Annotated in this window: 7 protein-coding genes and 1 pseudogene; 4 read left to right on the forward strand and 4 right to left on the reverse strand. The window is 55.2% G+C overall.

The window, feature by feature from the left end; all coding sequences use genetic code 11:
- Positions 1-84 precede the first annotated feature (84 nt).
- From BHW66_RS07355 to BHW66_RS07370, 4 genes are all read right to left on the reverse strand, one after another.
- Positions 85-570 carry a LytTR family DNA-binding domain-containing protein gene (locus BHW66_RS07355; protein ID WP_065528652.1) on the reverse strand — a complete coding sequence of 162 codons (486 nt, stop codon included), beginning with the start codon at positions 568-570 and terminating at the stop codon, positions 85-87.
- A 262-nt stretch (positions 571-832) separates the two neighbouring features.
- On the reverse strand, positions 833-2074 hold the full coding sequence (locus tag BHW66_RS07360) for a hypothetical protein (RefSeq protein ID WP_257227998.1): 1242 nt from the start codon (positions 2072-2074) through the stop codon (positions 833-835).
- Positions 2075-2426: 352 nt separating this feature from the next.
- The gene (locus BHW66_RS07365; RefSeq protein WP_046434471.1) at positions 2427-6362 is read right to left on the reverse strand and encodes a TIM-barrel domain-containing protein; all 3936 of its coding nucleotides are present in this window, start codon (positions 6360-6362) and stop codon (positions 2427-2429) included.
- A 516-nt stretch (positions 6363-6878) separates the two neighbouring features.
- A complete protein-coding gene (locus BHW66_RS07370) occupies positions 6879-7775 on the reverse strand; it encodes a helix-turn-helix transcriptional regulator (protein ID WP_046434469.1) in 897 nt (298 codons plus the stop codon).
- Between the two features lie 163 nt (positions 7776-7938).
- On the opposite strand from BHW66_RS07370, the gene BHW66_RS07375 reads away from it, so the two are divergent.
- The 4 genes and pseudogenes from BHW66_RS07375 to BHW66_RS12800 form a co-directional block, all read left to right on the forward strand.
- Positions 7939-8955, forward strand: a complete 1017-nt coding sequence (locus BHW66_RS07375) for an aldo/keto reductase (RefSeq protein WP_046434630.1) — start codon at positions 7939-7941, stop codon at positions 8953-8955.
- A gap of 122 nt (positions 8956-9077) precedes the next feature.
- Positions 9078-10130 (forward strand): alpha/beta fold hydrolase, encoded by a 1053-nt coding sequence (locus BHW66_RS07380; protein ID WP_215833676.1) that lies wholly within the window; start codon positions 9078-9080, stop codon positions 10128-10130.
- A gap of 138 nt (positions 10131-10268) precedes the next feature.
- The gene (locus tag BHW66_RS07385) at positions 10269-11402 is read left to right on the forward strand and encodes an alpha/beta hydrolase (protein WP_046434465.1); all 1134 of its coding nucleotides are present in this window, start codon (positions 10269-10271) and stop codon (positions 11400-11402) included.
- Between the two features lie 51 nt (positions 11403-11453).
- Positions 11454-12053, forward strand: a pseudogene (locus BHW66_RS12800) (carboxymuconolactone decarboxylase family protein); the annotation flags it as partial.
- Positions 12054-12124: the final 71 nt, after the last annotated feature.

The following is a 12124-nucleotide window of genomic DNA, read 5'->3' on the forward strand; positions in this document are numbered from 1 at the left end:
CCGTTTCTGCTTCCATCCCGCCTTTCCGGCCGTTCCATTTCGCTTTCCCGGAACGCCGCAGGAGCCCGTGCGGCAGGCCGGAACTTATTTGGAAAACGACAGCATGTTCAAACTGCCCAGCACTTTTTTCTTCATGAATTTGCTGATGGGAATGGCAACGACGCCCACCTGGAGGAAGTTGCCCGCAATGGATTCTATATGCAGCTTGTTAACCAGGTAGGAACGGTGCACGCGGATAAAATATTCCCCATCCAGATGCTCGGATACCCGCGCCAGCGGAGCGGATACCAGGATAGCCGGCATGCCGTGCACGTGCAGCGTGCAATAACTTCCGCCCGCCTCCACATACAGGATATGCTTCATCAGGATGCGCTGGAATCCGTCATTCATTTTCACGAATACCATGGGATTCCTGGATAGGGAAATCCTTGCGTTTTTCCCTGCCGGCGGGAAAAGGGCTTCATCCTTCATTTCCATGATTTCCAGCTTATCCCCCTCTTCCACCGGCTCCGGCACCGGAGCATAGCAGACCCTATCTTTTTTAGTGACTTTAATAAATTGAACGGTCATTCAAAAATCATAACAAAAACTTTAAATCATCAATAAATCTCTCAATGAATAACAAAAATGGCCTTTTGAAACCAAAATCCACTCTTTCGGATGGGAAGAGGGAACCATGCCGTTCCATGAATTCAGGGCCGTCCCCCTCCTGCACCGCTGCCTGAATCCCTCTGACGGCAACCCTGAAAAAGCCTCCTAATGGACAGATTCCATCCATCCTCCGCAAAACGGATACTCCAGGGAGCAGGAATCTTTCATGGCAACATAAAAATCAGATTCGAGCCGTGGCCAGGAAGACCACATGCATGACGGAAACCAGCGTTACAAAATACATATCCGCCTGCGCGGACGGCACAGAGGAAAAGGGGCCGGCCATGCCGAGGCTCAAAGCGCCATGCGGACACCGGGAAATACAGTCGCGGCACAAGGTGCAGCGCCGGGAAATGCGGCAGGCCCCGCCCCCGCGCGAGATGGAGAGATCACGGCAGGTGGAGGCGCACCGCATGCACCCGGTGCATGTCTCCCTGACGCGCATGCGCCACGGGGACAGCCTGCCCAGCAAACTGGCGGCCAGCCCCATGGGGCAAAACCTGCTGCAATATTCCCGCACACCGTTTTCGGAACTTTTCTTCCAGGCAAATGGAGCCGTGAGAGCTACGGCGAACGCCGCCGCCAGGGCATACCCCAGCGGAACGCCCCACACGGACAAAAGGAGGGGAATCCCCACTGCCGCAGCAAGGGAAAACCACCTCCAGTCACAGGCTTTTTTTCCACCCGGCACCGGATGCCCCTTCCTGCGGGAAGAAGCGGCGGCCAGGCAGTCCCACACCCCGAAGTAGCACAAATGGCTGCACCAGGAACTCCCGGCCATAAGGACGGATACGCTGAACAATGCCAGCATGAAAAAACCTTCTTCCCGGTAAACCGGGCCGGAAATCATCATAAACGGCACGGGAATATGGAGCTTCCCCGTCATCAGCAGGGAGGGAGCCACCGTCACTCCCAGCAGAAACTGGAGAAAAAAAGCGGAGGCAAACACGGTCCACATCACCTGCCGCCTGCGCGGAGACGTCTGCGGATTCAACAAACCTTCCGCGCAATAGCCGCCCCACCAGGCCAGGAGAAGAATCGCCAGCCCATTAGCCCCCTGCCACGGCAAGATGCGCTCCCCCATCAGCAAACGTAAAGGAACCAGCGCATCCAGCAAAAACAGAAGCAATACGGAAACGGAAAATACGCGGCTGCGGGCCAGCTCCGGGACGGGCAAATTCTTTTCTCCGCGCCTCCGCCATAGAATGGCCACCGCATGAAGCAACAGCGCGGCAGCCGGAATGGAAGTCCAGAGCAGGAAAGGCCCCCCTTCCATCATCCACAGCCTAGCCAGACGCCAGGCTTCCGCCCCCCAGAAAAGCAGGGAAACCTGCAGCAGAAACGTGACGCTCCTGCGAAGCCAGCCGCGACGGGAAAATGAAAAAAACGCCAGGCCCATGCACAAAACAATGCCCGCACACATCCCGCCGCGCAAAAAATAGGCGGCCGTTATCAAAAAACAGAACAAGGAGATGAGTCCGGGGCCGGTCATGACATCGTGGGGCCTGTCTGGTGCCCCCAACATAAGGGAAAAGACCGGTCGCGCCAGAAAAAAACGGTTCATCCGCCTGTTAAGATAGCCCCATTGCATCACGCTCCGCCGGAAACGCGAGGCAGGAAAATATTTCCGCGTCGCCGCTCCGTCCGGATTTTCCGAAACACGCGGAAGAACACCGCTCCACAGCGATGAATACTGCGGAAATACTCCGCCGGAACGGCAAGCTCCATGCGCGGCCGCCGTTTGGCCGGGCATGGAGCCGTATCAGGATGTTAAATTACAATTTTTTGGTGTTCAGCTTTTTATCCACCACTATGCCGTCCGTGAGCTTCGGCTGGAACTTCATGTCGCGACGAGCCTTGAATTTCAGCACAAACAGTTCGGAGGTTCCTTCCACAGGCTCTTTGTCTCCGATGTTGACGAAGGTGGGATACAGGGCCTTGGTCCCGTTCGTATGAAGCCTGTCGTTCGTCAGGTTCTCCATGTTCTTCATGTTCTTCACCTCCACGCCCACGAATTCCAAATCCTTGGGGTCATACGGAAGAGCGAAGCTCAGGGCATTCACCAGCCGGAGGTTCCGGCCCTTTACGGACACCTTGACGGCGTCTCCCCTGGAATACCTTTTCTTATCCGCACTAAGCAAAAGCGTTCCGTCCACGCGGACTTTCTTCTTTGCCTCCTCGGCGGCTTTTTTCTTCTCGTCGTCCCCTACCGCCTTATCCTCTTCCTCATCTTTCTTGTCGGCTTCTTCCTGCGGCTGGTCGGCTTCGTCTTCCAGCTGGGTGGCTACCACGGAAATATCGTAAGCGTCAATAAGGCCATTCTTGTTGATGTCCCCGTTACTGATGTAGCCTTCAAAGTCGGAATCGCCTTTCCGCAGGCCCGTATAGTTGATGTAGGAAGTCAGGTCATTCCGGTCAATCTTGCCGTCGTTGTTGATATCGCCCGGCAAATAGCTTTCCGTACCCGGAACCTTGAAAACGTAGATTTCCCTGCCGGAGCCGTAATCACCCGCGCTTTCCGTGACATGAAGCTTGATATAGCGCGCCGTGGGAGCATCCTTGAAGCCGAATATCTTCACGTCTCCATTTTTATCCCACTGGAATGTTCCTGCCTTCGTCCAGTTCTCCCGGTCCATGCTGTAATAAACAGCGCCTTTCAGCAGCGTTCCGTTGCCGCCGTCCTCGCGGGGAACGTAATGAAACTTCTCAAGCCTGTTAATCGTTTTCAGGTCCATGACCAGGTCAAACGGAACAGCCTTCGCATCATGCTTCGTGTGCCACACATCCTTTTCCTTGAAATCAAACAGCTTCGCCAGGGAGCTGCCCTGGTTTTCCACGCTCGTTTCACCTTCGATTCCCGGAATGGCGAACTCAAGCGGATTGGCTTTCGTCTTCGCGCTGACGGCCGTCCACGCGGAATGGCCGTCCCGGTTGGCGGCCCGCACCTTGAAGGAATAAGGAGTCTCGGCCTCCAAATCCTCAAACAGGAATTCCGTTCCCTTGATGGTGGTGTACAGCATTCCTCCAAACTCGATTTCATAAAAATCGGCGTTCGGGACGGCGTCCCACGTAGGCTTCAGGGTATAGGCCGCCGCGTTTTCCTCCGTCACCGCGGCATTGGCGGGAGCGGTCAGGGCTCCGGAAGAAAGGCGATACTTTTCAGCCGGTTCAAACCGGAACCCTTCCACGGAAAGCACCGTAGGGGCCGCCGTGATATCTGCTGCGGCCAGCTTCACCAGCAATTGCGGATTCCCGGCGATCACCTTTTTTTCAAAATCGCTGCCTTTCGTTGCGAACCTGTTCAGGTTGGGAGCCCGGTCATAAAAATAAACATTCTCCCTGGATTTGAAATCCTCCAGGGAATTCGCTTCCGCCAGGTTGATGCTGTTTTCCCCAATTTTGGCGGAAACCCCGGACGGCTTCTGCGTCACATTGATGCGGAATTCCGTGGCCTTCTTTTTCTGGAAACCGTCGAAATCCCCCACCGCCGGATGAACAGTGACGGTCACGTTGTTTTTGCCGTCCACCCTGGACTCCACCAGAGTGCGGACGCCCCTGCCGGTTCTGTATTCCTCCGTCACGCCATCGTCGTCATACGTGGTAAAGGAGGTGCTGCCGTGCGGATAAAGTTCGTAAATGCGCAGATTGGGATTGATTTCCGAGACATTGTTGCTCGGGTTCGCCATAGGGATGATCGCGCCGTTTTTAACGAACACGGGCAACTTCCACAAAGGAGCATCAACATCATTGTAAATCTTGCCGCCCTCATACAAATCCCCGGTGAAATAATCAATCCACTGCCCTTCCGGCAGGTAAATGCCATGGCGGACGTCATTCCCCTCCTTATCCGCCCTGGTTTCCTGGTAAACGGGCGCCACCAGGAAGTAAGGGCCGTAGAGGAACTGGTACTGCGTCGCTTTGCCCAGCGTGTAGGGATTGGGATATTCCAGGAACATGGCCCGGATCATGGGCAGGCCGGAAACTGATTCCTCCGCAATGCTGTAAGCGTACGGAAGCAGTTCCGACTTGAGCTTGAGGTACCATCGGTTGATGGAGGTGTAAGGTTCCCCGAAAGCATGGGGATACTTCTCATTGGCTCCCCAGCCGTCCATGTTCAGCTCCATGGGGGTGAACGTTTTCCACTGGAAATCGCGGACGTTCACCAACGGGTTCTTTCCGCCGAAAATGCCGTCCATGTCCGAACAGATATTGGGCTGCCCGGAAAGGCCGGAGCCGATGTAGGTGGGAATATGGAAACGGATATACTCCCAGACGCCGCCCGTCTGGTCGCCCGACCAAATGCCGGCATACCGCTGGGTTCCGGCCCAGCCGTCCAGGGAAATAATGAACGGGCGGCTGTTATTCCCGTAGTAAGTCATGATCTGGGCTACGTCCGTAATACCGTTCAGACCGAAGGAATAGCCCGCGCCTACCCAGGCGACGTCCGTCTTCAGCACGCGCACTCCGGCGTCCCGCACTTCCTTCACGATATCGCGCTGGAGCAAAGCGCTGATTTCCGGCTTGGGATGCAGGTCGGACTGGGTCCACAAACCGATTTCCACGCCGTTTTTCCTGGCGTAGTCCGCCAGGCTCTTCAAATTCGCAATATTGCCGTCCAGGGTATCCGTCTGGCCGTACCCGGCTCCGTAGCCGTCGTTCGGCAGAAGCCATCCCAGCGGCATGTCATGGGCCTTGTAACGGTCCACGACGGCGCGGCCGGAAAACTGGTAATTATTCAATTCCCCGTTCAGGGATTCCTTAATGCCTCCGTTATCCTTCTGGCTTTCCTTGTACCGTTTCCCGTCCTCAAACAGGATGCCTTTTTCATCTTCCTTCCAGTAATCCCGGTTATAGGCGTTCAGGTGGCCCTGGTAAAAGGCGAACTTGGGCAGCAGAACGGGAGCGCCGGTAAGCTGGTAGAAATCCCTCAAAAGGCTGACCGGCCCGTCGCTGACCATGAAAAAGACATCCAGATAATTTTCATCATGCGAGAGGTTCACCAGATTCTCTTCCCTGGAACCGAAATCATACTGCCCTTTCTTGAAGGTATGCCACATGACGCCGTACCCGCCGGTGGACCAGTAAAAGGGAGTGGGGGAAGCCACGCCGCCATCCGTCCAGCTGTTCTGGTTTTCTATGGAAATGACCTTTCCCTTGTGGGAAAAACGGCCGTTCTGTACGCCGCCGCCGTAAAAATATTCGTCCGGCTTCGCCTTCAGGGAAAAGCTGGTTTTGCCCTTTCCAAAAAGCACGGGGGACGCCTGCTCCACCACCACGGAATGATCCTTCAGATTGATCACCTTGAAAAGAGAGGTCTTTTTATTTATCTCAATCCTGACCTTCCCCGTAGTGATGACAACCGCATCGCCCTGCTGGTCCACATCCAGCCGGGAAACCGGCCTCCGGGGACTGTCCGCCAGAATGCGGGCTTCCGGTTCCGCCTTGGGATCTCGGATAATACCGCCTCTGTCATCCCGGAAAATCCGAAAAACATTGTCTCCGTAAAAATCGAGCGTCATCCGGCGGTTGTTGTCAAGCAACACTTCCACGGCGGCAGGATTGATTTTTCTGGCGCCTTCAACGGCCTGGGCCTGTTGCTCCGAAACCGGTTCTTCCGATGCGGCAAGCGCGAAGCCCGAGAAGGAAATGGACAATCCGAAAGCCAGCAGGACGGACTTCCGGAACATGCCATGGTCTATTGAGTTTCCCATTATTGTAGTGTTTTATATTATTCAGCGGAACGGCGTTGCGGGAAGAATGCAAACGGTCGTCTCCTGAAGGGCAGCAGACCGCTTTCATTCATCATGCCGTCTAATGGCGCAGGTTATCTTGCCGCACCATACCCTTTGTCCGCAACCGTAACAAGGCCAAAGACGGCAGTAACGGCGCACGATCGCTCCACACGTTCATAAAATACCTGTTCATAAAAGGTTGCCTTTCCAAGATGACGTTATTTCTTCTCCACGGCATAAAACCGTAATATGAATCCGGCAGGCTGAAGCCATTATTGTACCCCCGGCAATACATTCCCTAGGCACCGGAAACTGCCTGCATGTGCCAATAGGAATACCGCGGACAACAGAACAGCTGAAAAAAGATGCATTCCTGTTTATTGCCGTTCGGAACAGAAGATTATTTTCTGTATTCCTGGCCCGGCTATCAATCCGGAACGAACCGTTCCGCTCCAGACAGAATGCCGCAGGCTGTCCGGCGACAGGGAGCGGGCGTCACGCCGACAACCTGAACTCGCTCGGGGAATATCCCGTATTCTTCTTGAACATGCGGCTCAGGTGATGGGGATACTTGAACCCCAGTTCATAGGCGATTTCACTAACGGATTTATTGGTGGCGCAAAGGAGCTCCTTGGCTTTGTCCACCAGCTTGATATGGATATGCTCCTGGGGAGTTTTTCCCGTCTCTTTCTTGACGAGATCACCGAAATAGTTGGCGGAGAGATGCAGTTCATCCGCGAAATACTGCACATAGGGCAGACCCCATTCCTGAGGCTTGTCTCCCTCGAAGTAGGAATCCAGCAGACGTTCGAACTCCGTCAGCACATCCCTGTTCACATTCTCGCGGGTAATGAACTGGCGGTCGTAAAAACGCATGCAGTGGTTCAGGAGAACTTCGATGTTGGCTGTCACGATGGACTTGGTATGCCGGTCAACGCCCCGTTCCAGTTCCTCCCGGATCTCCGTCAGGCCGTTCAGGAATAAATTCCTTTCCCTCTCCGACATATGGAGGGACTCGGAAGCGTCATAGGAAAAAAAGGTATAGTCCTTCATCCTGCGTCCCAGGGAGGTGCCGCGGAGCAAATCGGGATGGAACAGGAGGGCATGGCCCTCTACCCGGAAATATTCCCCGTTGTCATCATTGCCCAGCACCTGGCCGGGAGATACGAAGACAAGAGTTCCCTCCTGGTAATCATAATAATGTCTTCCGTACCGCAGGTCTCCGCATTTCAGGTCTTTCAGGAAAACGGCATAGAACCCGTAAGCCTTGCGGGCATGCCGCAGCGGCGGGACCCTGGAAAAATCAACGACGCTGACCAGCGGGTGCAGCGTTTCCTGCCCCAAAAAGGAGTTGTAGTCCCCTACGGAATCCATGTTCAGAATAATGCCCATGCCCTTTCTCTGCTTTTGACCGGAGCATAGCAGGAAGGGAGCCGGCTATCCAGCTCATTCCGGGAACCTGTAATCATGGTAGCAAAACCTGTAATCCGTCTATCGGAAAAAATAGAAATCCTATGGTAGTCTTGCAAGCATGAAAACAATTAACGGGCAAAACATGCCATGCAGGGAGCTGGGCAAAAGCGGCCTGAAGGTTTCAGCCATAGGCCTGGGCTGCATGGGAATGAGCCATGCCTACGGAGCGCCCGCAGACAAAAAGGAAATGGCGGAACTCCTGTCCCGGGCCGTGGATATGGGATATACATTCTTTGATACGGCGGAAGTGTACGGAACGCCCGGACACCCCCACGACAACGAAGAACTGCTGGGGAAAGCGCTGGCGCCCTACCGGGACAGGATCGTTATTGCGACCAAATTCGGAATCCGTTTCAGCGGCACGGCAGGCCCCGGACCATACCCGCTGATCACCGATTCCCGCCCCGGCACAATCCGCCAATCCGTGGAAAGTTCCCTTAAAAGGCTGGGAGTAGAACGCATCGGCCTGTATTACCAGCACCGCATGGATGATTCCGTACCGCCGGAGGAAGTGGCGGGCGTCATGCAGGAGTTGATCCGTGAAGGCAAAATCGCGCATTGGGGTATTTCCGAAGCAACGGAGGAAGCCATACGGCGCGCGCACGTAACATGTCCGGTCACCGCCATCCAGAACCGTTATTCCATGATGGCGCGCTATCATGAATCCCTTTTTCCCGTACTGGAAGAACTGGGCATCGGCTTTGTAGCGTTCTCCCCCCTGGCCAACGGCCTGCTCTCCGGCCGCTACAACCTAAATTCCACGTTTGAGCCGGGGACGGACTACCGCAGCTCCATGCCTCAGTTCAGACCGGAAAGCTTTGACGCCAACAAGGATCTCTTCCTCCTGCTCCATAATCTGGCGGAAGAAAAACAGGCCACTCCGGCACAAATTTCCCTGGCGTGGATGCTCTGCAAAAAGTCCTGGATCGTTCCCATTCCGGGAACACGAAAGTTCTCCAGACTGAAAGAAAACGCAGAGGCAGCCCATGTAATACTATCCGCGGATGAAGTCCGGCAGATCGACGCAGCTCTCTCCTTTATGAACATGTCCGACGTATTTGGAGGAAGTCCCATCACAGAAAAATCATCAACCCATTAATCAACAAATCACGCTTTTCCTCCCTTGCAAAAGCATGACAACTCAGTCTCCTTCATGAAATGATGAAAAAAAACCGGTTAATCCTCCCTGCCTTTTTCTTATCGATATTCACGCCTCCGGCCATGATTCAGGCGGGAGGCCCCCCCCCTGTTCCAGCTGCGGAACAAGCCCCCCTGCTTATTGCAAGGCAGGGCAGTTTTGCCGTGGGCGGGAACATTCTGCAACGCCCGGGAACATATGACAACAGCCGTTTTCCCGGCTGGGGGCAAGCAGTTGAAGCCGGCCAGAGTTACCACGCCGACCACGCCGCCGTGGACTTCCAGATACCGGCCGATGCCCGCATGCTTCCTCTAATCTTCATTCATGGCTATGGACAGTCCGCCCGGTGCTGGCAGACAACACCGGACGGACGGGAGGGCTTTAATGACATGTTCCTGCGCAAAAGATACGCCACCTACCTGGTTGACCTCCCAGGACGGGGACGGGCGGGCAGAACGACGGCGGAAACCGCCATCAGGCCGCTTGCCGACGAGCAGTTCTGGTTCGACATCTTCCGGATCGGCGAATGGCCCGCATTCAACCCGGGAGTACAGTTCCCTACGGACAAGGATTCCCTGGATCAGTTTTTCCGACAAATGACACCCGATATCGGCACGCACGATATGACAAAAGAACTCGATGCCCTGAGCGCCCTCTTCAAGCGCGTGGGCAAGGGCATCCTGGTCACTCACTCCGCAGGGGGATTCCCCGGCTGGCTGACGGCCATCCGCAACCCGGAAGTGCGCGGCATCATTTCCCTGGAACCGGGCACCTACGTCTTCCCGGAAGGGGAGGTTCCCGAAGACATGCCCAGCCTCACCGGCACGATGAAGGGGATCGCCGTTCCGCCGGAGGAATTCAACAAGCTCACCCAAATCCCCATCATCCTCTACTTCGGAGATTATATTCCTGAAAACGTCACCGATAAGCTTGGAGGGGAAAACTGGCGCGTACGTCTGCAAATGGGACGCAAATTTGTGGAGGCCGTCAACAGGCATGGCGGCCATGCTGCTCTGGTGGAACTGCCCAAAATCGGCATCCGGGGAAATACGCATTTTCTGATGTCCGATAAAAACAATAACATCATTGCCGACCATATGGCCGCCTGGCTCCGGCAGAACAAACTTGACAGGTGACAGGCACACTCCCCCGCACATTTACTTTCTGCGTCCGCCATCTGTAATCATGGTAGCAAAACCTGTAATCCGTCTATCGACGGGAAGAGAGCCTTTCATGATAGAATGGAAACTGCTTGAGAAAGCAAAGTACATGCCATGAAAACAAACGCCATTATTTCAATAGCCCTTTCCCTGATTTCCTTCAACCACCAGTTAAATGCGCAGCAAATGAACACAAATGATTCTCCGGTCGTTTCAACAGCCCCAGCCCGCCAATCCCCATTTACGGAAGCAAAAAGCATTAAAAGCCACAACGCCAATCCCTGGGGGCTGGTTTACCGGGGAGCCGTCACGGAAAACATGGAAGGCCGCGTCAACATCCATCCAATCACCTATATGCTGAACGGACTGCAAATTGCCGCCCATGTTTATACGCCCGCCGGATATGATGCCTCGAAAAAATACCCCGCCCTTGTCGTGGCGCATCCCAACGGCGGCGTGAAGGAGCAGGTGGCCGGACTTTACAGCCAGCGCATGGCGGAACAGGGCTACATCTGCCTGGCATTTGACGCGGCCTACCAGGGGGCCAGCGGAGGGACTCCCCGCAATACGGACAAACCCGCCAACCGCATGGAAGACATCCGCCGCGCCGCAGACATCCTGCTGCAATATCCCGGAGCGGACGCCTCCCGTCTGGGCATCCTGGGCATTTGCGGCGGAGGAGGCTACACCCTGAAAACCGCACAGACGGACAAGCGTTTCAAGGCAGTCGCCACGCTCAGCATGTTCAACACCGGCTTGATCCGGCGCAACGGGTTTCTCGACTCGCAGATCAACAGCGTGCAGGAACGCCTTGCCGACGCCTGCGCCGCCCGCCAGCGCGAAGCGGAAGGCGGTCAGCCGGAATACGTGGGAGACATGAAAGGAGTAACGCCGGAACAGGCGGCCCAACTGCCCTTTGACCTCTACCGGGACGGCTACGACTATTATCTGCAAAGCCACGCCCACCCCAATTCCACCTTCCGCTATACCAAAAGCAGCCTGATGGACCTCTTTGCCTTTGACGCGAGCGAAGGTATGCACCTGATTAACCAGCCCCTGCTGATGATGGCGGGCAGCAGAGCCGACACCTTCTACATGACGGAACAATGCTACAGCCGCGCCACGGGAACCCTCAACAAGGAATTGTTCCTCATTCCGGGCGCCACGCATATCAAGACCTACTACGTGCCGGAATACGTGGATCAGGCTGTCGGAAAGCTGGCGGAATTCTTCGGGAAAAACCTGTAAAACTGCTCTCCCAGGTTCATGAAACTTTTATCGTCTGTCCTGTTCTGCCTGATGTCGTGCGTGCTGGCTCTGGCGGCAAATTCCGCCCTTTCCAGCCAGGAATTGACCTCCAGGCAGAAACACATCATCACCATTGCCGCCTATACCGGCAGAGGGGATTTGCATCAGCTGCAGCCGGCCCTGAATGCCGCCTTGGACAGTGGATTGACGATAAATGAAATCCGGGAAGTTTTAGTGCATTCCTACGCCTATTGCGGGTTTCCGCGAAGCCTGAGGGGGTTGCAGACATTCATCTCCGTGCTGGATAAAAGAAAGTCCCGAGGCATAGCCGATGCCCCGGGACAAGATGCCTGCCCCACAAAGGACAAGCGCAGCCGCTACGATCGCGGGTGCGCCATTCTTGCGGAAATCTCCGGCATTCCCGTCAATGCACCGAAAGCTGCCTATGCCGAATTTGCCCCGGTCATGGAACGTTTCCTGAAAGAACACCTTTTTGCAGATATTTTTGAACGGGACGTTCTGACCTATGATGAACGCGAATTGGCTACCGTATCCATCCTCGCGGCCATAGGCGGTGTGGAACCAATGGCCCGCTCTCACATGGGCATCTGCCTGAATCTGGGCATAACACCCGCACAGCTGCACCAGCTGCTTGATATCGTGTCCAGGAACATCGGCCCCGGGGAAGCAGATGCAGTCCGGAAAGAGCTGAACACGCTGTT

The organism is Akkermansia sp. 54_46 (assembly GCF_001917295.1).
Lineage (GTDB): Bacteria > Verrucomicrobiota > Verrucomicrobiia > Verrucomicrobiales > Akkermansiaceae > Akkermansia > Akkermansia muciniphila.

Coding starts and splice junctions, on each gene's coding strand:
- BHW66_RS07355 (WP_065528652.1), bottom strand. CDS start 570: ATGACCGTTCAATTTATTAAAGTCACTAAAAAAGATAGGGTCTGCTAT.
- BHW66_RS07360 (WP_257227998.1), bottom strand. CDS start 2,074: ATGTGTGCGGGCATTGTTTTGTGCATGGGCCTGGCGTTTTTTTCATTT.
- BHW66_RS07365 (WP_046434471.1), bottom strand. CDS start 6,362: ATGGGAAACTCAATAGACCATGGCATGTTCCGGAAGTCCGTCCTGCTG.
- BHW66_RS07370 (WP_046434469.1), bottom strand. CDS start 7,775: ATGGGCATTATTCTGAACATGGATTCCGTAGGGGACTACAACTCCTTT.
- BHW66_RS07375 (WP_046434630.1), top strand. CDS start 7,939: ATGCCATGCAGGGAGCTGGGCAAAAGCGGCCTGAAGGTTTCAGCCATA.
- BHW66_RS07380 (WP_215833676.1), top strand. CDS start 9,078: ATGATTCAGGCGGGAGGCCCCCCCCCTGTTCCAGCTGCGGAACAAGCC.
- BHW66_RS07385 (WP_046434465.1), top strand. CDS start 10,269: ATGAAAACAAACGCCATTATTTCAATAGCCCTTTCCCTGATTTCCTTC.